Raw genomic sequence first — 19,911 nt, 5'->3', positions numbered from 1 at the left:
CAAACACCGTCCAGCACCATCATGCCGCAGAAGTTACTGAATCAGCTTCCAGTTTTTGTAGAAAACCCGACGCAGGGTAAAGACCAGCCCGGCAAACCCTGCGATCACGGCGTTCAATACTGAAGGCAGCGGAGTCGGCCGTACGATATCGATAAACAGGCAGTAGCGTTTTGCATCATTCTTGTTGAAGGACGCGTGCATCAACGTGTCATCGAAGATAAACAGCGGGTCGTCGTGCCAGTAGTGCTTGTGCTTGCCCACCTGGATGTAGACGCCGTCGTGATGGGGCACCGGTGCCATGTTGTAGAGCACGCGAAACATCATGCGCAGCGGGCCGAAGTGGAAGGAGGTCGAACGGTTTTCGTTGAACACCGATACGCCGACAGTCTTCACGAACGGCAGCTTCTCCCGCAGTTGCGGAATGTTCAGCGTGGTTTCGATCGGCCGTCCGTACCATTGGAAAAACAGCATGCCGCGCTTCTTCTCGGCCATGCGTTCATCCAGGTAACCGATGATTTCATCCTTGTGAGCCATGGCATCACTGATCACCTGCTGCAGGTCTGCGCGCCAGGCGGGCGGCAGGTCGTCCATCGTATACACGTGACGGTTGCGCGAACTCAGCAGGTCGAACAGCGTGTTGAACGGCGCCAGCAGCCAGGTGTTACGACCGCTGCCGATAAAGTATTTCTTGATGGTGGGCGCGTCATACAAGCCATTGCGCAGGAAATCGTAAATGCCGCAGACCAGCACCAGGCCGAGAAACACCAGGGTGGTTTCGGGGAAGACCGCAATAATCAGCAGTACGCCCAATACCCAGGCGATCGATACGGCCTTTTTATGCAACGCAGACTTGTTCATGACACTCAGCTCCAGCAGGACGCCATTCGACAGGTCCGGATCCGTGGCCGCGAGTGGTGGGGTTTTGAAACATATTGAAACAACTACGTCATGATAAGGCGTTCAGTGCCGGAGAGGCGTTTTAAATCGTGCAAAATTGTGAAGGCTCTACACCGTTTTTAACCGTTGCCCCGCGTGAGTGGATTGGATTTTGTAAACGGAAGATTTGCGACTATCGTGACGCTTCGGTTTTTCAGGCGTCATAGACCGGTACGATTGAAGTTGAATGGCCACCATTGGCCTTCGGCACCTTGGAAGAGGCAGAAATTTTATGATCATCAAACCGCGGGTTCGTGGCTTTATCTGTGTGACCGCTCACCCTGTTGGCTGTGAGGCGAACGTCAAGGAACAGATCGACTACGTCACCCAACACGGCGCCATCGAAGGCGGCCCGAAGAAGGTGCTGGTCCTCGGCGCTTCCACCGGCTACGGCCTGGCCGCGCGCATCAGTGCTGCGTTTGGCTGCGGCGCCGACACCCTGGGCGTGTTTTTTGAAAAAGAAGGCGAAGAAGGCAAGCTCAGCTCTGCCGGCTGGTACAACAGCGCCGCATTCGAGAAGTTTGCCGTCGAAAGAGGCCTATACGCCAAGAGCATCAATGGCGATGCGTTCTCCGACGAGATCAAGCGCCTGACCATCGAAACCATCAAGAAAGACCTGGGCAAGATCGACCTGGTCGTCTACAGCCTGGCGGCGCCACGTCGCACCGACCCGCAGGGCGTGGTGCACAACTCCACCCTCAAGCCGATCGGCAAGGCCGTGACCCTGCGCGGGATCAACACCGACAAGGGCATTGTGGTCGACACCACGCTTGAGCCGGCGACCCAGGAAGAAATCGACGGTACCGTGAAAGTCATGGGTGGCGAAGACTGGCAGCTGTGGATCGACGCCCTGCGTGACGCCGACGTGCTGGCCGAAGGCGCCAAGACCACCGCGTTCACCTACCTTGGCGAGAAGCTGACCCAGGATATCTACTGGAACGGCTCCATCGGCGAAGCCAAGAAAGACCTCGACAAGAAAGTCCTGACCCTGCGCGACAACCTCGCCGCACTGAAGGGCGACGCCCGTGTCTCGGTGCTCAAGGCCGTGGTCACCCAGGCCAGTTCCGCGATCCCGATCATGCCGCTGTACCTGTCGTTGCTGTTCAAGGTGATGAAAGAGCAGGGCACCCACGAAGGTTGCATCGAGCAGGTCTACGGCCTGTTCAAGGACAGCCTGTACGGCGCCGAGCCTAAGCTGGACGCCGACGGTCGCCTGCGTGCCGACCTGGCCGAGTTGGAGCCAAAGGTCCAAGACGCGGTAGCAGCCCTGTGGAACCAGGTTACCGACGACAATGTCAACGAGATCAGCGATTTTGCCGGCTACAAGGCTGAATTCCTGCGCTTGTTCGGCTTCGAGATCGATGGCGTGGACTACGACGCTGATGTAAACCCTACTGTGAAGATCAACGGCCTCATTAACGCGTAAGCGCAGTGAGTAGCAGCCTCGATCATCTGAATATCGAGGCTGCCGCCTGGCGCTCAGCTCCGGTCAAAGGCTCGCGCCAGGCGCGCCTGCGCTTGGATGAAGCCTGGGCGTTTGACACTGATCACTTCTTTTTCCCACAGCGGATTCAGGGGCACGTGATAGCCGCTGTCTTTCGCGGTCCTTACCAGTTCTGCCATTTCCTTGCTGTTATTGATCAGGCAGATTTCGTCGAATTGGCCCAACTTGGCCGGCAGAAAAAAAGTCGCCGGATAGTTGGTCGCCACATCTGCAGCGGGGCTGCCTGAATCCGCGTTGTGGTGGACCACTCGCTCTGTATCGCCCACCAGCTTTTGGTTGATGAGCTCGATCATGTGCTTGATGCGCGGCGTGGCGTTACCGAGGTCGGGATCTTCTCTGCTATAAAAGTGGGCTGCGCTGTCAAAATCCGCGCGCAACGCTTCTGGCACTTGATAGTTGTCGACATCGGCGTGGCGATGCTTGTAGCTGTTGATGCGGTCTGTGTAAACACTATGAGCGATATCGGGTACGGGGAGTCTGTCCTGGCGGCCGTAGTCGCTGATATGAGGCGCGATCGTGTGCAGGTCATAGTCTGCCGTCAATGCCTTGCCCTCCGGACTTTTCGCCAGCACTTGCACGGGCTTGCCCTCTTGGCTGATGACATAGCGCTCGTCTGAAGACGAAGCGCGCTTGCCTTCGAATACATACTGCTGCTGGCTGGGCCCCAGGGCCTTGAGGTGGATAGTGCCGTCGTCGTCGGGCAGCGTCAGCTCAGAGAGCTTGCCCAGGCCGAGCAATTCATCCAGGCGGGCGCGGGAGATCTCCAGTGGGACGCTTACTGCATGGCCATCGCGAATGCATGCCTGTATTTGCTCGTTGGCGCGTGCGACTTTCTCCGGCGCCAGTGTTGCAGACTTCTCGAGCTTGCTAAGTGCCTGGTCCGCGCAGATCAGACCCGCCTGCGGCCCCCAGTCAGCGCTTTTTCCTTTGATATGGAAGTCCTTGGTGGGGTGCCCTTCCCGTATCAATCCGGTGGCGACGGATTCCACCGGGCGGATACCAATGATGGTGTTGGTCTGTGTTGCGAGGCTTTGCAAGGGAATCAGGTGGTCCGACAGGATTCCGGTCCCGTCCTGGGCACGTGCTGCCGCCGCTTCCACTGAATTCAACGCCGATTGCGCGTGACTCTGCGGATTGGAAGGGCGGGGCTCCAAGGGCGCCTGATTGCGGCTGGATGCAGAGCAATGGGCGTTGATCACGTTTGTCATGGGGAGCTCCAACTGAGGTTTCAGCATACCGTTGGATAATCCTTTCCAGTCTGAGGCATTCCCTCCTTTGCGCGTCGGACCCTAAACAGATCGGTTGGCCTGGGCTAAATAAAAAATATGACTACTTGTATGCCCTACACTCGCGCGAGGGAGGTCAAAGCGCGATTATCGGGGATGCAGGCGCAGTTTATCTGTAGGTAAGCTGCGAAATTCCCAGAAAATTCCTACGTTTCTTTGTTCTTCTAGAAGCATGCCAGCATGCCAGACTCGTGTGCCTGTCACGCCACACTGAGGGGAGACCCCATGACCATTCGTGCAGTAGTCTTTGATTTCGGCGGTGTCCTGTTCGACTGGAACCCGCAGCACCTCTACCGTCAGCTGATTGCCGATGATCACGAGCGGCAACACTTTCTCGACACTGTCTGCACCCAGGCCTGGAACACCGAGCAGGACGCCGGCCGCAGCCTGGCAGAAGGCACTCGCCACCTCGTCGAGCAATACCCTGAACACGAACCCTTGATCCAGGCCTATTACGCCCGTTGGCACGAGATGCTGCGTGGCTCGTTGCCAGAAGGCGTGGCGATTCTCGAAGCGCTGCATGCCGCCGATATGCCGCTGTTCGGGCTCACCAACTGGTCCGCCGAGACCTTCCCTTATGCGCGGGCCAACTATCCGTTCCTGCAACGCCTGCGCGATATCGTGGTGTCGGGAGAGCTTAAGCTGATCAAGCCGGACGCGGCCATTTATCACGCGAGCCTCGCCCAGGTGCGGGCGCATCTGCCGGATATCCAGCCCGGTGAAGTGGTGTTTATCGACGATGTCGCGGGCAATATCGACGCTGCGGTCGCCTTGGGCTGGCAGGGTATTCACCATGTGTCGGCCGAGCGCACAGCAGCGCGCCTGCGCGAGTTGGGCGTGAGCTTCTAGCGCGCCCATTTTTCCATGGCGAAGTCCACAAAGGCGCGCAGCTTGGGCAGGCGGTAGCGATCCTGTCTGTAGAGCAGGTGCATGGGACGCGAGGGCAGTTGGTAGCCGGGTAACAGGGCCACCAGCTTGCCGCTCTCCAGGTCCGGTTGTACCAGCGCGTCGGCCAGCATGATGATGCCCATGCCGTTGACGGCGGCCTGGCGCAAGCCTTGCGAGCTGTTGATGGTCAACGAGCCGGACACCGGCACCTCCACCTCGCCTTCCGCGCCGGTCATGCGCCAGAGTTTGTCGGTGTCTCGCCAGTTGTCGCTGGCCGGGTAGGCAAACGCCAGGCAGTCGTGCTGCTGCAGGTCGTCGGGTGTCTGCGGCGTGCCGCGACGCGCCAGGTACGCAGGTGATGCACACAGCGTGAGGGTGTAGGCCTGCAGGGGCCTGGCGATCAGGCTGGAAGTCTCCAGCTCGCCGAGGCGGATCGCCACGTCGAAGCCGCTGTCGACCAGGTCCATGCGCTCGTTGCTCAGCACCACGTACAGGTTGATCTGCGGGTAACGTTGGGCAAACTCGCTAAGGGCGGGCGTCAGGCGTTCGGTGCCGAACACCGGTGGCGCAGTGATGCGCAGGCTGCCTTTGGGGATTTCGCTGTGGGCCTGCTCCGCCAGTAGCTCGGAGTCGGCCACCAGGCCCAGCACCTCCAGGCATCGCTGGTAATACTGGCCGCCAAATTCCGTGAGGCTTTGCTTGCGGGTGGTGCGCTTGAGCAGGCTGACGCCCAGCCGCTGCTCCAGGGCGCGCAGGTGATTGCCGACCATGGTGGTCGACATCCCGCATTCGTGCGCGGCGGCCGTCATGCTGCCGGTCTCCACCACTTTCACGTACACCGACATTGCCTGGAACAGATCCATTATCAAGCCCTGGTTTAAAGTTATTGCAGAGTTGCGCAGTTTATCCAGCTCAGATGGCTAACGATACTGCAGGTATCCCAACGATGCACTGGAGCCCGCCACCATGACTGCCGCCTGCCTGATGACTACCTACCAACCCATGGCCCTGAGTTTTACCCGCGGCCTGGGCACGCGCCTGTGGGACCAGCAGGGGCGCGAATACCTGGACGCGGTGGCGGGTGTGGCAGTGACCAATGTCGGGCATTCCCACCCCAGGTTGGTGGCGGCCATCAGCGAGCAGGCCGGTTTGCTCTTACACACTTCCAACCTCTACAGCATCGACTGGCAGCAACGCCTGGCCCAGCGCCTGACCCAGCTGTCAGGTCTGGATCGCGCGTTCTTCAACAACTCCGGCGCCGAAGCCAACGAGACGGCGCTGAAGCTGGCGCGGTTGCACGGGTGGAAAAAAGGCATTGAAGAGCCGCTGGTGGTGGTGATGGAGAACGCTTTTCACGGCCGTACGCTGGGGACCATGGCCGCGAGCGATGGTCCGTCGGTGCGCTTGGGTTTCCAGCGTTTACCGGGGGATTTCCTCAAAGTGGGCTTTGGGGACCTGGCGGCGCTGGAGGCCATCACCCGGACGTTTGGGGCGCGTATCGCGGCGGTCCTCCTCGAGCCGATCCAGGGCGAAAGTGGCGTACTGCCGGCTCCCGCCGGCTATCTGCAAGCCCTGCGTGATCACTGCACACGCCATGGCTGGCTGATGATGCTCGACGAAATCCAGACCGGCATCGGCCGCACTGGTGCCTGGTTTGCGTTCCAGCATGAAGGCATCCTGCCCGATGTCATGACCCTGGCCAAAGGTCTCGGCAACGGAGTGCCCATCGGCGCCTGCCTGGCCCGCACCGCAGTGGCCCAGCTGTTTACCCCGGGCAGTCACGGCAGCACGTTTGGTGGCAATCCACTGGCCTGCCGGGTGGGCTGCACTGTGCTGGACATCATCGAAGAGCAGGGGTTGCTGCAGAACGCCGCGCTTCAGGGCGAACGCTTGCTGGCGCGGTTACGCGTGGAGTTGAGTGAACACCCGCAGGTGCTGGCGATTCGTGGGCAGGGCTTGATGATCGGGATCGAATTGGCGACCCCGTATCGCGACCTGTCGCAGCGGGCGGCCCAGGAGCATGGCCTGCTGATCAATGTCACGCGGGGCAAGGTCATTCGCCTGCTGCCGCCGCTGACGCTGGACGCCAAGGAGGTCGAGATGATCGTACGCGCCATTAGCCGCCTATTGGATTGAAACGAGATCCGCCCTTGTAGGAACGGGCTTGTCCGCTCCTACGAGGGATCTTCATCATCCTCAGAGGTCGTTTCCGTTCAGCCACTCTTGGTTCATCGTTTCGGTATCTCCCAGGTATTCCAGCAACCAGGCCATGGCCGGGGACAGCTTGCCCTGTGCCCAGGCCACGCACGACGGGCTGGCCGGGAAGGGCCGCGACAGGTGCAGCGCCACCAATTCACCCCGTTCGATCCACGGCAGTACCTGATGCGCCGGTGCCATGCCGACGCAGAGGCCGTCGCGCAGGCAATCAATGGCGGAGGCCCAGTTGGGCACCACCAGGCGGCGTTGGTTATCCAGAGTCCAGGTGTCGCGCTTGGGCAGGTTGCGAGAAGTGTCGGTCATGCACAATGAGGCGAATGGGCGCAGTTGGTCGTCATTGAGCAACCCTTGCATGGCTGCCAATGGATGTTTCGCGCTGACCACACACAGCCAGTTCAACAAGCCCATGTCGCGAAAGGTGAAGTGACTGGCCACCGGCACCGCGCTGGTGGCACCGATGACGATATCGGTGCGCTCGTCCGCCAGGGCATCCCACACGCCGTTGTACACCTCGTACTCCAGCAGCAATTCCACTTCAGGAAACTGCCGGTAGAAGTCCAGTACCAGTTGCCGACAACGCTGGGGTTTGACGATGGAGTCCACGGCCACCTTCAGCTGGCCGCTCCAGCCATTGGCAACCTGCTGGCACAAACGCCGGGTGCCGAGCATTTTTTTCATCACGCCGCGAGCTTCGTCGATAAACAGGCGGCCGGCGGGGGTCAGCTCGACGTCACGGTGACGCCGTACAAACAATGGAACCGCCAGCCACTCCTCAAGCTGACGCACCGTATAGCTGATGGCCGACGGCACGCGGTGCAGTTCCTGGGCAGCGGCGCTGAAGCTGCCGTGGCGCGCCACGGCATCGACCACATCCAGGGAATATTCGGACCACATGGCGGCTGCCTTCAAAAATATTGATAAGAATGTCCAATTATTATCGCTTCACACAAAAACTGTCAGCTTCATAATGGGCGCCAGTCAGCAAATAGTTTGATGGCAGGATCTACAAGGCTTCAATGAAAAATTCTTTTGGTTTTACCGGGTATCTGGCGGGGCTGAGCATGCTCGGCTATCTGGCGATGGACATGTACCTGCCGGCGTTCGGCGCCATGGGCGAGCAGCTGCAGATCAGCGCAGGCGCGGTCGGCGCCAGCTTGAGTATTTTCCTCGCGGGCTTTGCGCTGGGGCAATTGTTGTGGGGGCCGTTGTCCGATCGGCTGGGCCGCAAGCCGATCCTGCTCGCGGGCCTGAGCCTGTTCGTGCTCGGCTGTGCGGGGATGTTCTGGGTCGAAACGGCGCCGCAGTTGCTGGCCTTGCGGTTTATGCAAGCGGTGGGTGTGTGTGCCGCTGCCGTCAGTTGGCAGGCGCTGGTGATCGACCGCTACCCGGCCGACAAGGCTCACCGCGTGTTCGCCAGCATCATGCCGCTGATGTCGCTGTCGCCGGCCCTGGCGCCGCTGCTGGGCGCGATGGTACTGAATCACTTGGGATGGCAGGCCATCTTCGGCGTATTGCTGGGGGTGTCGGTGTTGTTGCTGGTGCCAACCTTGTTCCTGCGCAGCCTGCCGAAACGTCCGATAGAAGAGGGCGAACCTACGCGTCTGGGGTATGGGCAATTGCTCACGTCCCGCGTGTTTACCGGCAATGTGATGATCTTTGCTGCGTGTTCGGCCAGCTTCTTCGCCTGGCTGACCGCTTCGCCGTTCATCCTTGGGGGCATGGGCTACAGCCCGAACGATATCGGCCTGAGCTACGTGCTGCCGACCCTCGCGTTCCTGATCGGCGGCTACAGCTGCCGCAGCGCCTTGCAGCGCTTCCAGGGCAAGACGCTGTTGCCGTGGCTGCTGCTGGCTTATTGCATCAGCATGGTTGCGTTGTACCTGGTCGCGACATTCACCGCGCCGACTCTCACCACGTTGCTGATTCCATTCTGCCTGATGGCGCTGGTCAACGGTGCCAGCTACCCGATTGTGGTAGCAAATGCACTGATGCCGTTTGCGGAAAACTCCGGCAAGGCGGCGGCCCTGCAAAACACCCTGCAACTGGGCCTGTGCTTTCTCAGCAGCCTGCTGGTGTCGTCGATGATCGATGAGCCGCTGATGATCACCGTGATCGTGATGCTGGCGACCGCACCGTTGGCGGTGCTGGGTTACTGGCTGGCGCGGCCGAAAACCGTCCATTCAGCGCTGGCGCCGGATCTGGAGTGACACCCCGGTCAAGCTGTAGGCGTTGGCTTGCCTGCAATGCGGACGACTGGGTGTATCAGGTACACCGAGCCGATGCGGTCGCAGGCAGGCCAGCGCCTGCCGTCAGAAGGTGATTTCCAGATTCACCGTCGGCGTTGACGTGCGGCTGCCCCGGCCGCCGTCCACGCCGAACTTGTTATGCCAGTACTCATAACCCACCCCGAGGTACAGGTTCGGCTTCACGCTTTTACCCGGTCGCACCGACACCATCAGCGCGGTGCGCATCAGTGCTTCCGGTGCCGTGTCACGGCCATGGTAGTCCTCGCCTTTTTCCCCGACGTAATTGATGAACCCCTGGAATTTCGCAGCGTGGTTAGCGATCTCGAAAGGACGCATCCACGTCAGGTTGAGCATGTAGGTGTCATCGAAGGTGTGGTTGGACTCCTGCGCGCCGGGGATGCCGGTGTGATTGCGTTCCTTGTAGTACATCAGGCTCAGGTCCAGCACCCCCACGGTGTTGAATTTCAGGGTCGGGCCGATCACCAGCGCACGTTTTTTCGCCGACGCGAAGTTGTTGTTGCGGTTGGCGTCGAAGCCCAGGGTCAGTGCGTAGTCCTTGATCAGGCCAGTGCCCAGCGGCCTATCGAACACCCGTGATGCATACAACTGGTGCCGGTACACCGCGTACACCTCGCTGCCCCCGTGGTCGGTGCCCTTGCGCGGGTCGCGGCTGTCGGACAGGAACACATCCAGGTTCAGAAAATTACTGCCGTACGTGTAGCCGCTGGCATGGGTAAAGCTGTAGATGCGCTTGCTGAATTCGTCGGGGTTATTCGGGTTGGTGAACTGCTGGCCGTAGCGAAATCCTACGCTGTTGTTCATCCATTCCACCGCGACAGCCTCCCCGCCGCCGAGGAGGGTGAGTGCGACGGTTGCTCCCTGTAGGGCTTTTTTCATTGTTATCGGTCCTTGGGCGTTCTGGCTCATCACGGCCGGATTATTTTTGTAACGCCGATGGAGGGTATCTTGTTCGAAGGATTGTATACAACTCTATGGACATCCACTCCAAAGATTGCATACAGTGTCCGCACAACAAAAACAGAGAACCCCTCACCATGACTATCCCGAAGGCGTCACCGCAGCGGCCAGAAGATGAGAATCTCGGCGTCGCCGCCAACATGGCTTACGGCCTGCAGCATGTGCTCACCATGTACGGCGGCATCGTCGCGGTACCGTTGATCGTCGGCCAGGCAGCCGGGTTGTCGCCGGCAGATATCGGTCTGTTGATCGCTGCATCGCTGTTTGCCGGCGGCCTCGCAACGTTGCTGCAAACCCTGGGGCTGCCGTTTTTTGGCTGTCAGTTGCCGCTGGTGCAGGGCGTGTCGTTTGCTGGCGTGGCAACCATGGTTGCGATTGTCGGCAGCGACGGCGCTGGCGGGGTGCCGGCGATTCTCGGCGCGGTGATGGCCGCATCATTCATAGGCCTGCTGATCACCCCGGTGTTCTCGCGGATCACCCAGTTTTTCCCGCCGTTGGTCACAGGCATCGTGATCACCACCATCGGCTTGACGCTGATGCCGGTGGCGGCGCGCTGGGCCATGGGCGGCAACAGCCGCGCGGCGGATTTCGGCAGCATGCCCAATATCGGCCTGGCGGCACTGACATTGGTGTTGGTGTTGTTGCTGAGCAAAATCGGCAGCGCGACCATCTCGCGCCTGTCGATCCTGCTGGCGATGGTGATCGGCACCGTGATTGCGGTGTTCCTCGGCATGGCCGACTTCTCCGGTGTTACCCAAGGGCCGATGTTCGGCTTCCCCACGCCTTTCCATTTCGGCATGCCGACGTTCCATGTGGCCGCGATCATTTCGATGTGCATCGTGGTGATGGTGACCCTGGTGGAAACCTCGGCAGATATCCTGGCGGTGGGTGAGATCATCGACACCAAGGTCGACTCCAAGCGCCTGGGCAACGGCCTGCGCGCCGACATGCTGTCGAGCATGTTTGCGCCGATCTTCGGTTCGTTCACCCAGAGCGCGTTTGCCCAGAACGTCGGCCTGGTGGCGGTCACCGGGGTGAAAAGCCGCTTTGTGGTGGCCACCGGCGGGCTGTTCCTGGTGATCCTCGGCCTGCTGCCCTTCATGGGGCGGGTGATCGCCGCGGTGCCGACTTCAGTGCTGGGCGGTGCCGGGATTGTGCTGTTCGGCACGGTGGCGGCCAGTGGCATTCGCACCCTGTCGAAGGTCGATTACCGCAACAATATGAACCTGATCATCGTCGCCACGAGCATCGGTTTCGGCATGATCCCGATTGCCGCGCCGAGTTTCTACGATCACTTCCCCACCTGGTTCGCGACCATTTTTCACTCAGGCATCAGTTCGTCGGCAATCATGGCGATCTTGCTGAACCTGGCGTTCAACCATTTCACCGCAGGCAACTCCGACCAGCAGTCGGTGTTCGTGGCGGGGACTGAGCGCAGCCTGTGCTTCCACGACGTGGCCGCCTTGCGCGAGGGGGATTACTTCAGCGGCGGCAAGTTGTTCGATGCCGAGGGCAAGGAGATTCCGATGGTGGCGGATGTGCCGAGGAAAATGACAAAGCCCGAAACCAGCCACGTTTAACCCTGTGGAAGCGGGCTTGCTCGCGAATGCGGTGGATCAGTCGAAACATAGGCCGGCTGACAGACCGCATTCGCGAGCAAGCCCGCACACACATGGAGATTCAACTGGCCTTGAGCACTTGGTGCGAACACACCTCATCCAGAAACTTCACCACCGTGCCCATGCACGCCTGGCGCTCTTCCACATGGGGCATGTGGCTGGAGTCTTCAAACAGCGCCCAGCGCACATCGGCGATTTCATCCAAGAACGGCTTGACCACCAGCGGGGTGGCCTCGTCATGCCGGCCGGAAATCACCAGGGTCGGGACATTGATTGCCGACAGGCGGCCGATCGACTTCCAGTCCTTCAAACTGCCGATCACGTGGAATTCAGTCGGGCCGCTCATGGCGTGGTACACCGTGGGGTCCGAATCGACTTGGGCGAAAGTGCGCGCGACTTCTTCCGGCCATGGGTTGACCCGGCACACGTGGTGGTCATAGAACACCCGCGAGGCGGCGAGGTATTCGGGGTCTTGATAAGTGCCGGCGGCTTCATGCTTGAGCAGGGTTTCATGCACACCTTCGGGCAACAGCTTGCGCAGGCGGTTGGCCTCGCTGACCCAGGTGCGCATGCACGTCGGTGAGTTGGCCGGGATAAACGCCCGCAGGCCCTTGGGTTGCAGGATCGCGTGCTCACTGCCGAGCATGCCGCCCCAGGACTGGCCGAGGATCGCGTAGTCGTCGCTGATCTGCAGGTGATCCAAGAGGTTGTTCAGCTCTGCGAGAAACAGGTCGACCGTCCAGAAAGAGCGGGCTTCGTCGGGCAGGTGGGTCGAGCGGCCGTTACCCAGTTGGTCGTAGTGGATGACGGCGTGGCCGCTGGCGGCGACATCCTTGAACGCGTCTACGTAGTCATGGGTGCAGCCGGGACCGCCGTGAATGACCACCAGCGGGGTGAGGCCGCTGGAGAGGTCGCCGGTGACGCGGTACCAGGTCTGGTAGGCACCAAACGCCGCATAGCCTTCGCGGATTTTTTCGATGAATTCCATTTCGTACCCTGCTCTCTTTGAAAAAGGATCAGGGACACGATAATGCGTGCGCGAAATTTAAGTAACTAGCAAAACAGCTAGGTTTTGCCCAGGGATCAATCTTCGAGCAGGCGGTAATGGGTGGCACGCACCACCGCCTGCACACGGTTCTTGGCCCCCAGCTTGTGCATCGCCGAGGCCAGGTGCAGGGTAACCACGGCCAGCGAGCGGCTCAGTTGCGTGGCGATTTCGGCGGCGGTCAGGCCTTCGGCTGCCCATTTGAGGCACTCGCGCTCGCGCTTGGTCAGGTGAATATGCGGGTAAGTGCGCAGTTCCTTGCTGAACAACGGGTAGGCCGCTTCCTGCAATGCGTGGGAAATCAGGCTGAAGTCCGACAGGGTCTGCTGCGCATCCTGCAACACGGAATGTGCTGTGCCGGTCCGCAGGCCTGTGAGCGAGGCGAAGCCGCCACGGGGCAGGTGGATCGGCACGCTGACACCGCAGGTCAGTTGCTGGTCGTGCAGGTAGGACGAAACGGGGGCGTGGCAGGGGTCGATGATGGTTTGCAGGGCGGTGTCGGCCTTGGCTTCGTAGGACCACACGAACGCCGACACCGTGCGCAAGGCCAGGTGTTGCACTGGGTCGATCTGGTAAAACCCTTTGCTGCACCACAACGCATGCCAGTCGGGCGGGGTGTTGCGCAGTTCCAGTACCGAGGGGGTGATCAGTGCACCATCCTGGTCAATCGGCACCGGGGTGTAGTCATACACCAGCGCGTCGAAACCCAGCTGTTGGGCGAGGATAAAAGTGTTGTCCATCTGCTCGTCCAGGCTCCTGCCCGGCATCAGACGCTGATTGAAGGCAGTTAGCTTGGCCAGCATCCGTTCTGCTCCCGAATTCATTTGAATCTCGACTTGCTGCAAGTAGAATGCCACGCCCCGGCGAAGGACAGCCAGGCCAAACCTATAAGAAATGCTAGGTTATGGACGCGCGGCATCCTCGGTAGTGTTGGCCCGACAAAAGGCCGCTACCTGCCAGGCCGACACAACACAAGGAATGTATGCATGTGGCGTGAAATTGCCCCCGACCAGCAGTACAACGTGCAAGTCGACGGCCATAACCTCGTGGCCTACAGCTTTGGCGAAGGCGATGAGGTGCTGCTGTGCCTCAATGGCGGCCCGGGCCTGCCGTGTGACTACTTGCGCGACGCCCATGGCTGGCTCAAGGAGCAAGGCCTGCGAGTGGTTGCATTCGACCAGCTTGGCACGGGCGCATCAGCCAGACCGACCGATGTTTCGCTGTGGGAAATCCGCCGTTATGTCGAAGAAGTTGAAACCGTGCGCCAAGCCCTGGGGCTGGGACGCGTGCACCTGCTCGGGCATTCCTGGGGCGGCTGGCTCGGTATCGAATACGCCATTCATTACCCCGACGCCCTGAAAAGCCTGATCCTCGAGAACACCGTCGGCGACATTCCCCACCTGTCCCAGGAACTCGAACGCCTGCGCGGCGCGCTCGGCAGCGAAACCGTGGCCATGATGCAGCGCCATGAGGCCATGGGCACCCTTGACCACCCGCAATACCAGGCCGCGATCACCTTGCTCAACTACCGCCACGTCTGCCGCCTGGACGAGTGGCCCGAGCCGGTCAAGCGCTCCCTGGGCGACTGGAACATGGGGCCCTACGAAACCATGCAGGGGCCCAACGAATTCCTCTACATCGGCAACCTCAAGGACTGGAACCGCCTTCCTGAAATGGCCGCGTTCAAGATGCCGATCCTGATTACCACCGGCCAGCACGACGAACTCACCCCGGCCTGCGCCATGCGCATGAAAATGGCGGCCCGGCACGCCGAATTGCACGTATTCCCCAACAGCAGCCATATGCCATTTTATGAGGAGCCCCAGGCGTATTTCCCCGTGCTGCTGGACTTCCTCGCTCGCCATCGAGGTTGACGGATGAACCTGGCGCGCTACCGTTTTGTGCTGTCCCGGCCGCTGCAATTGCTGCCGGTGCTGTTTGGCATCAGCCTGATTACCTTCGTGCTGGTGCGCTCGATTCCGGGCGACCCGGCGCGCGCCTTGCTGGGGTCGCGCAGCACACCCGATGCGTTGCTGAAGATCCGCGCCCAGTACGGCCTCGACCAGCCGCTGTGGCTGCAATATTTCTACTTCCTGAAAAACCTGCTCAAGGGCGACCTCGGCCAATCGCTGCTGTACAAGGTCGACGCCTTGAAACTGATCGTCACCCGCATCGAGCCGACCCTGGTACTGGTGCTCGGCAGTGTGGTGCTGGCGCTGCTGATTGCGCTGCCGCTGGCGAGTTGGGCCGCGCGTAACAAGGGCGGTTGGGTGGATAACCTGATCCGCGTGTTTACCACCGTGGGCCTGGGCATGCCGGCGTTCTGGCTGGGCTTGATGCTGATCCTGCTGCTCGGCGTGCAATGGGGCTTGTTCCCGGTGTCCGGCTACGGGCGGACCTGGCTGGACAAGGCCCACCACATGGTCTTGCCGTGCCTGACCATCGCCCTGGCATTGTCGGCGGTGCTGGTGCGCAACCTGCGGGCGAGCATGTTGATGGAGTTGCAGGCTGACCACGTCACCGCCGCCCGGGCGCGCGGGCTGTCGGAAGCGGCGGTGTTTCGCCGCCATGTACTGCCCAACTCCCTGGTGCCGGCGGTCAACCTGCTGGCGGTGAACATTGGTTGGCTGATCAGCGGTACGGTGGTGATCGAAAGCCTGTTCGCGATTCCCGGTATCGGCCAACTGCTGGTGCGCGGCATTTTCACCCGCGACTACATGGTGGTGCAGGGCGTGGCCATGGTGCTGGCGTGCGCAACGGTGCTGGTCAACTTCGTCGCGGACGTGGTGACGGTGGCCCTAGACCCACGGGTAAAAATGCAATGAGCAGCCGCCCGTTGATTGCCCCGTGGCGCTTGCGTCTGCGTTTGGGTTTGCGCAATGGCCGGCTGACGGCCGCGTGGGGGCTGCTGGTGCTGCTGCTGTGGTTGGCCCTGGCGGTGTTTGCGCCGTGGATTGCGCCGTATGACCCGATTGCGCAGAACACCGATATCAGCTTGCTCAGCCCAAGCCTGGCCCATCCATTTGGCACGGACAACTATGGCAGGGATATCCTTTCGAGGGTGATCTGGGGCGCGCGTATCGACCTGCAACTGGCGATCATCGGCGTGATCTTCCCGTTCATGATCGGCACCTTTGTCGGTGCGGTGTCCGGTTACATCGGTGGGCGCTTCGACAGCGTGTGCATGCGCGTGATCGACGTGATTCTGGCGTTCCCGTTCCTGGTGTTGATGTTGGCAATCATGGCCATCCTGGGGCCCGGCCTGAAGAGTTTTTATATCGCCATGGCATTGGTGGGCTGGGTGTCGTACGCGCGGCTGATCCGCTCGCAGATCCTGGTGCTCAAGGAAAGCGACTTCGCCCTGGCCGCCAAGAGCCTGGGCTTTGGCCATGGGCGCATTCTGTTTCGGCATTTGCTGCCCAATGCGCTGTTTGGCTCGATCGTGTTTTCCATGTCCGATGCCGTGTTGGTGCTGCTCAACGGCGCCGCCGTGAGCTACCTCGGCCTGGGGGTGCAGCCACCGACGGCCGAGTGGGGGACGATGGTCGCCGAAGGCCAGGCGTTTATCACCACGGCCTGGTGGATCTGCACCTTTCCCGGCCTGGCCATCGTCACCCTGGCCATGGGCTTCAGCCTGCTGGCCGATGGGGTGGCGCAAGTGTTGGGGGATCGCGCATGAGCCTGTTGCAGGTGCGTGACTTGAGTGTGATCGCCAACAACGCCGGGCAGGATGTGACCCTGGTGGACCGGGTGTCCTTCGACCTCGCCGAAGGTGAAGTCCTGGGCCTGGTGGGCGAGAGCGGGTCGGGCAAGACCATGGCCTGTCGTGGCCTGATGCGCCTGTTGCCGTCGCCCAGCCTGCGCGTGCAAGGCGGTGCCGTGCACCTGGCTGGCCGTGACCTGCTGCAACTCGACGATGCCGGCATGCGCGCCGTGCGGGGTGGGCAGCTGGGCATGATCTTCCAGAACCCCAGCAGCCACCTCGACCCCTTGATGCGCATCGGTGCGCAGATCGCCGAGGGCGTGCGCCTGCATCAAGGCGCATCGAAAAAAGACGCGCACCGCCACGCCATCGAGGTGTTGCGCCAGGTCGGCATTCCCGATCCCCAGGCACGGGTCGACAACTATCCCCACGAATTTTCCGGCGGCATGCGCCAGCGCGCGATGATCGCCGTGGCCTTGGGTTGCAACCCGAGAGTGCTGATCGCCGACGAGCCGACCACTGCCCTGGATGTGACGGTACAGGCGCAAATCCTGCGGCTGTTGCTCGACCTGCGCGACCAGCGCGGCCTGTCGATCATCATGATCACCCATGACCTCGGCGTGGTGGCGCAGACCTGCGATTCCATCGCGGTGATGTACGCCGGGCGCCTGTGCGAGCACGGCAGCAAATACGCGCTGCTGGCGCATCCGCAACACCCGTACACCGCCGGCCTGATCGACTGCCAGCCGGCCCACAGCAGCGGGCATGCCTTGTTGCGCACCATTCCCGGCCAGCCGCCGTTGCTGGATGCGCTGCCGGCGGGCTGTCGGTTCAACCCGCGCTGCCCACAGGCCGGCGCCCTGTGTACCGAAGTGTTGCCCGAAGGTGCGCGGGTGGCGTGTCACTATCCGTTGGGAGCTCGCCCATGAGCCTGTTGCAGATCAAGGATCTGGAGGTGCGCTTTGCGGCGTCCGGCACGGGTGTGTTCGGCCTGAACAAGCAGTGGGTGAGGGCGGTGAACGGTGTCTCGCTGAACCTGGCGGCGGGCGAGACGCTGGGGCTGGTCGGCGAGTCCGGCAGCGGCAAGAGCACGCTGGGGCGGGCGATCCTGCACCTCAACCCGATCAGCGCCGGGCAGGTGTTGTTCGATGGCGTCGACATGGCCCACGGCAGTGCGATCGACATCGCCCGGTTGCGTCACGAAACCGCGATGATTTTCCAGGATCCGTATGCCGCGTTGAATCCGCGCCACACCATCGGCGAGACCATCGCCGAGGTCTTGCGGGTACAGCGCAAGGTCACGCCGGCGCGGATTCCCGACCGCGTCGCCGAGTTGCTCGAACTGGTCGGCCTGCGCCCCGAACTGGCCGGCCGTAAACCCGCCTCCCTCAGCGGTGGCCAGTGCCAGCGCGTGGGGATTGCCCGGGCGCTGGCGGTGGAGCCGCGCCTGATCATCGCCGATGAATGCGTGGCGGCGCTGGACGTGTCGATCCAGGGCCAGATCATCAATCTGTTGCTGGAACTGCAACAGCGCATGAACCTGGCGATCCTGTTTATCGCCCACGACCTGGCCATCGTGCGCCGCCTGTGCGACCGCGTGGCGGTGATGTACCTGGGCAAAATTGTCGAGGAAGGCCCGGTGGAAGCGGTGTTTACCACGCCGCGTCATCCCTACACGGCGGCCTTGATCCAGGCGATTCCGGAGATCGACCCGTATCGGCCATTGCCTGCCGAGCCGTTGCCCGGCGAACCCCCGAGCCCGCTGAATTTGCCTGCGGGCTGCGCCTTTCACCCGCGTTGTCGGTATGCCCGGGCCATGTGTTCCGTGGTGTTGCCGCCGACTCATTTCCTGCACGAGCATCGGTACAGTTGCGTGCTTGAAGAACCGTTGACCCTTCCTGCCCATCATGAACAAGGAGTTATGACATGCAATCGCGCCACTTGAAGTTGCTTGCCGCCGCCACGCTGACGGCGTGGTCGCTGACCGCCGGTTTTGCCCAGGCCGCCGGCGTCCTGACCATCGGCTGCCGTGAAGACAGCACCACGTTCGACCCGATCAAAAGCGCGCAAAACCGCGACACCTGGGTGTTCGCCAACGTTTACGACACCCTCGTGCGCGTGGATAACCTGGGCACCAAGATGGAACCTGGGCTGGCAGAAAGCTGGGACATCTCCAAGGACGGCCTGACCTACACCTTCAAGCTGCGCGATGCGAAATTCTCCGATGGCTCGGCGATCACCGCCGACGACGCCGCGTTCAGCCTGCTGCGCATCCGCGACAACAAAGCCTCGCTGTGGGCAGACCCTTTCAACCTGATCAACACGGCCAAGGCGGCTGACGCGAAAACCCTGGTGGTCACGCTGAAGACCCCGGCGGTGGCGTTTCTCTCGCAACTGGCGTCGCCGACGGTGTCGATCCTGTCGGAAAAGGCCATGACCAAAATGGGCGAGGACGCCTACTCGGAGAATCCAGTGACCTCCGGTGCGTTCACCGTCGACGAGTGGCGCAAGGGTGACCGGGTGATTCTGAAAAAGAACCCGAACTTCTGGCAGGCCGGGAAGGTGAGCCTGGACGGTGTGGAATGGGTGTCGGTGACCGATGACAACACGCGTATGCGCATGGTGCAGAACAACGAACTGGACACAGCGATCTTCGTGCCGTTCTCGCGGGTGGAAGAGCTGAAGAAAGACCAGAACGTGGTGATCCACGCCGACCCGTCCACCCGTGAAGATCACCTGCTGATCAACCACGAGCATGGCCTGCTGGCCAAGCCGCAAGTGCGTCAGGCGTTGGACATGGCGATCGACAAGCAATCGCTGGTCAAGACCGCCACTTACGGTCAAGGCACCGTGGCTTATTCCTACATCCCGAAAGGCTCGCTGTACCACTACGCCAACAACCTGCAGCGCCCGTATGACCCGACCGCCGCCAGGAAACTGCTGGACGAGGCGGGGGCCAAGGACTTGAAACTCAACTACGTGGTCAACGCCGGCAACGAAGCCGACGAGCAGATTGCGGTGATCATCAAGGATCAACTGGCCAAGGTCGGCGTCACCGCCAACCTGCAGAAGGTCGACCCGACCCAAAGCTGGCAGATGCTGGTGGACGGTGACTACGATATTTCGGTGATGTACTGGACCAACGACATTCTCGACCCGGACCAGAAGACCACCTTTGTGCTGGGTCACGACACCAACCAGAACTACATGACCCGCTACAAGAACGACCAGGTCAAGGCGCTGGTGGCGGCAGCGCGGATCGAGGCCGATCCGGCCAAGCGTGAGCAGATGTATATCGACCTGCAGAAACTGGCGAAACAGGATGTGAACTGGATCGACCTGTACTACAGCCCTTACATCAACATCTCACGCAAGAATGTGAGCAACTTCCTGCAAAATCCGCTGGGTCGCTTCACCCTTGAGGAAGTGGTGAAAAACTAAGTTCCAGAGAGCACTGCAATGCAAATGTGGGAGCGGGCTTGCTCGCGA

At 61.2% G+C, this 19,911-nt stretch carries 18 protein-coding genes; 11 read left to right on the top strand and 7 right to left on the bottom strand.

Features of this window, described 5'->3' with window-relative positions; genetic code table 11:
- Nucleotides 1-33: 33 nt before the first annotated feature.
- On the bottom strand, nt 34-858 hold the full coding sequence (locus AC07SI_RS15760; protein WP_495006037.1) for an aspartyl/asparaginyl beta-hydroxylase domain-containing protein: 825 nt from the start codon (nt 856-858) through the stop codon (nt 34-36).
- 310 nt (nt 859-1,168) lie between these two features.
- Here AC07SI_RS15760 and fabV point away from each other — a divergent pair, with 310 nt between their 5' ends.
- A complete protein-coding gene (gene fabV, locus AC07SI_RS15755; protein ID WP_495006036.1) occupies nt 1,169-2,362 on the top strand; it encodes an enoyl-ACP reductase FabV in 1,194 nt (397 codons plus the stop codon).
- A 53-nt stretch (nt 2,363-2,415) separates the two neighbouring features.
- Here fabV and AC07SI_RS15750 read toward each other — a convergent pair whose 3' ends face one another.
- Nucleotides 2,416-3,648 carry an anthrax toxin-like adenylyl cyclase domain-containing protein gene (locus tag AC07SI_RS15750; RefSeq protein WP_495006035.1) on the bottom strand — a complete coding sequence of 411 codons (1,233 nt, stop codon included), beginning with the start codon at nt 3,646-3,648 and terminating at the stop codon, nt 2,416-2,418.
- 303 nt (nt 3,649-3,951) lie between these two features.
- Between AC07SI_RS15750 and AC07SI_RS15745 the strand changes: the two genes are divergently transcribed.
- Nucleotides 3,952-4,575, top strand: coding sequence for an HAD family hydrolase (locus AC07SI_RS15745; RefSeq protein ID WP_065901880.1), 624 nt, complete (start codon nt 3,952-3,954; stop codon nt 4,573-4,575).
- On the opposite strand, the gene AC07SI_RS15740 is transcribed toward AC07SI_RS15745, so the two are convergent.
- Nucleotides 4,572-5,477: a LysR family transcriptional regulator gene (locus tag AC07SI_RS15740; protein ID WP_065901875.1), complete on the bottom strand. Its 906-nt coding sequence runs from the start codon at nt 5,475-5,477 to the stop codon at nt 4,572-4,574. The two genes, AC07SI_RS15745 and AC07SI_RS15740, sit on opposite strands and share 4 nt — an antisense overlap.
- Nucleotides 5,478-5,580: 103 nt before the next feature.
- Here AC07SI_RS15740 and AC07SI_RS15735 point away from each other — a divergent pair, with 103 nt between their 5' ends.
- Nucleotides 5,581-6,750, top strand: a complete 1,170-nt coding sequence (locus tag AC07SI_RS15735; protein ID WP_495006034.1) for an aspartate aminotransferase family protein — start codon at nt 5,581-5,583, stop codon at nt 6,748-6,750.
- A gap of 60 nt (nt 6,751-6,810) precedes the next feature.
- On the opposite strand, the gene punR is transcribed toward AC07SI_RS15735, so the two are convergent.
- On the bottom strand, nt 6,811-7,725 hold the full coding sequence (gene punR / locus AC07SI_RS15730) for a DNA-binding transcriptional activator PunR (protein ID WP_065901871.1): 915 nt from the start codon (nt 7,723-7,725) through the stop codon (nt 6,811-6,813).
- A 122-nt stretch (nt 7,726-7,847) separates the two neighbouring features.
- Between punR and punC the strand changes: the two genes are divergently transcribed.
- The gene (punC, locus tag AC07SI_RS15725) at nt 7,848-9,038 is read left to right on the top strand and encodes a purine nucleoside transporter PunC (RefSeq protein ID WP_106804794.1); all 1,191 of its coding nucleotides are present in this window, start codon (nt 7,848-7,850) and stop codon (nt 9,036-9,038) included.
- Nucleotides 9,039-9,140: 102 nt separating this feature from the next.
- On the opposite strand, the gene AC07SI_RS15720 is transcribed toward punC, so the two are convergent.
- Nucleotides 9,141-9,974, bottom strand: a complete 834-nt coding sequence (locus AC07SI_RS15720) for a nucleoside-binding protein (protein ID WP_495006033.1) — start codon at nt 9,972-9,974, stop codon at nt 9,141-9,143.
- 158 nt (nt 9,975-10,132) lie between these two features.
- On the opposite strand from AC07SI_RS15720, the gene AC07SI_RS15715 reads away from it, so the two are divergent.
- Nucleotides 10,133-11,635: a nucleobase:cation symporter-2 family protein gene (locus AC07SI_RS15715; protein WP_065901865.1), complete on the top strand. Its 1,503-nt coding sequence runs from the start codon at nt 10,133-10,135 to the stop codon at nt 11,633-11,635.
- 100 nt (nt 11,636-11,735) lie between these two features.
- Here the strand turns inward: AC07SI_RS15715 and AC07SI_RS15710 are convergent, their stop codons facing one another.
- Complete coding sequence (locus AC07SI_RS15710; RefSeq protein ID WP_065901863.1) at nt 11,736-12,662, bottom strand: proline iminopeptidase-family hydrolase; 927 nt, start codon at nt 12,660-12,662, stop codon at nt 11,736-11,738.
- 95 nt (nt 12,663-12,757) lie between these two features.
- Entirely contained in the window at nt 12,758-13,522 is a 765-nt protein-coding gene (locus AC07SI_RS15705; RefSeq protein ID WP_065901861.1) for a LuxR family transcriptional regulator, read from the bottom strand.
- A 183-nt stretch (nt 13,523-13,705) separates the two neighbouring features.
- Between AC07SI_RS15705 and AC07SI_RS15700 the strand changes: the two genes are divergently transcribed.
- From AC07SI_RS15700 to AC07SI_RS15675, 6 genes are read left to right on the top strand one after another with little or no spacing between them, the layout of a single operon-like run.
- The gene (locus AC07SI_RS15700) at nt 13,706-14,593 is read left to right on the top strand and encodes a proline iminopeptidase-family hydrolase (RefSeq protein WP_120447919.1); all 888 of its coding nucleotides are present in this window, start codon (nt 13,706-13,708) and stop codon (nt 14,591-14,593) included.
- A gap of 3 nt (nt 14,594-14,596) precedes the next feature.
- Nucleotides 14,597-15,544: an ABC transporter permease gene (locus tag AC07SI_RS15695; protein ID WP_495006032.1), complete on the top strand. Its 948-nt coding sequence runs from the start codon at nt 14,597-14,599 to the stop codon at nt 15,542-15,544.
- The gene (locus tag AC07SI_RS15690; protein WP_106804789.1) at nt 15,541-16,398 is read left to right on the top strand and encodes an ABC transporter permease; all 858 of its coding nucleotides are present in this window, start codon (nt 15,541-15,543) and stop codon (nt 16,396-16,398) included. The genes AC07SI_RS15695 and AC07SI_RS15690 overlap by 4 nt, the downstream gene beginning before the upstream one ends.
- Entirely contained in the window at nt 16,395-17,351 is a 957-nt protein-coding gene (locus AC07SI_RS15685; protein ID WP_495006031.1) for an ABC transporter ATP-binding protein, read from the top strand. Before AC07SI_RS15690 ends, AC07SI_RS15685 begins: the two co-directional genes overlap by 4 nt.
- Nucleotides 17,348-18,367: an ABC transporter ATP-binding protein gene (locus tag AC07SI_RS15680; protein WP_065901846.1), complete on the top strand. Its 1,020-nt coding sequence runs from the start codon at nt 17,348-17,350 to the stop codon at nt 18,365-18,367. Before AC07SI_RS15685 ends, AC07SI_RS15680 begins: the two co-directional genes overlap by 4 nt.
- Nucleotides 18,349-19,863 (top strand): ABC transporter substrate-binding protein, encoded by a 1,515-nt coding sequence (locus AC07SI_RS15675; protein ID WP_495006030.1) that lies wholly within the window; start codon nt 18,349-18,351, stop codon nt 19,861-19,863. Before AC07SI_RS15680 ends, AC07SI_RS15675 begins: the two co-directional genes overlap by 19 nt.
- The last annotated feature ends 48 nt before the right edge of the window (nt 19,864-19,911 follow it).

Source organism: Pseudomonas sp. GW821-FHT05D12 (genome assembly GCF_059419825.1).
The sequence above is the reverse complement of the archived record's forward strand: the minus strand, read 5'-3'. Positions and strand labels throughout refer to the sequence as shown.

What these genes read in the sequence shown, in the direction of transcription:
- AC07SI_RS15760 (WP_495006037.1), bottom strand. Translation starts at nt 858, where the DNA reads ATGAACAAGTCTGCGTTGCATAAAAAGGCCGTATCGATCGCCTGGGTA.
- fabV (WP_495006036.1), top strand. Translation starts at nt 1,169, where the DNA reads ATGATCATCAAACCGCGGGTTCGTGGCTTTATCTGTGTGACCGCTCAC.
- AC07SI_RS15750 (WP_495006035.1), bottom strand. Translation starts at nt 3,648, where the DNA reads ATGACAAACGTGATCAACGCCCATTGCTCTGCATCCAGCCGCAATCAG.
- AC07SI_RS15745 (WP_065901880.1), top strand. Translation starts at nt 3,952, where the DNA reads ATGACCATTCGTGCAGTAGTCTTTGATTTCGGCGGTGTCCTGTTCGAC.
- AC07SI_RS15740 (WP_065901875.1), bottom strand. Translation starts at nt 5,477, where the DNA reads ATGGATCTGTTCCAGGCAATGTCGGTGTACGTGAAAGTGGTGGAGACC.
- AC07SI_RS15735 (WP_495006034.1), top strand. Translation starts at nt 5,581, where the DNA reads ATGACTGCCGCCTGCCTGATGACTACCTACCAACCCATGGCCCTGAGT.
- punR (WP_065901871.1), bottom strand. Translation starts at nt 7,725, where the DNA reads ATGTGGTCCGAATATTCCCTGGATGTGGTCGATGCCGTGGCGCGCCAC.
- punC (WP_106804794.1), top strand. Translation starts at nt 7,848, where the DNA reads ATGAAAAATTCTTTTGGTTTTACCGGGTATCTGGCGGGGCTGAGCATG.
- AC07SI_RS15720 (WP_495006033.1), bottom strand. Translation starts at nt 9,974, where the DNA reads ATGAAAAAAGCCCTACAGGGAGCAACCGTCGCACTCACCCTCCTCGGC.
- AC07SI_RS15715 (WP_065901865.1), top strand. Translation starts at nt 10,133, where the DNA reads ATGACTATCCCGAAGGCGTCACCGCAGCGGCCAGAAGATGAGAATCTC.
- AC07SI_RS15710 (WP_065901863.1), bottom strand. Translation starts at nt 12,662, where the DNA reads ATGGAATTCATCGAAAAAATCCGCGAAGGCTATGCGGCGTTTGGTGCC.
- AC07SI_RS15705 (WP_065901861.1), bottom strand. Translation starts at nt 13,522, where the DNA reads ATGCTGGCCAAGCTAACTGCCTTCAATCAGCGTCTGATGCCGGGCAGG.
- AC07SI_RS15700 (WP_120447919.1), top strand. Translation starts at nt 13,706, where the DNA reads ATGTGGCGTGAAATTGCCCCCGACCAGCAGTACAACGTGCAAGTCGAC.
- AC07SI_RS15695 (WP_495006032.1), top strand. Translation starts at nt 14,597, where the DNA reads ATGAACCTGGCGCGCTACCGTTTTGTGCTGTCCCGGCCGCTGCAATTG.
- AC07SI_RS15690 (WP_106804789.1), top strand. Translation starts at nt 15,541, where the DNA reads ATGAGCAGCCGCCCGTTGATTGCCCCGTGGCGCTTGCGTCTGCGTTTG.
- AC07SI_RS15685 (WP_495006031.1), top strand. Translation starts at nt 16,395, where the DNA reads ATGAGCCTGTTGCAGGTGCGTGACTTGAGTGTGATCGCCAACAACGCC.
- AC07SI_RS15680 (WP_065901846.1), top strand. Translation starts at nt 17,348, where the DNA reads ATGAGCCTGTTGCAGATCAAGGATCTGGAGGTGCGCTTTGCGGCGTCC.
- AC07SI_RS15675 (WP_495006030.1), top strand. Translation starts at nt 18,349, where the DNA reads ATGCAATCGCGCCACTTGAAGTTGCTTGCCGCCGCCACGCTGACGGCG.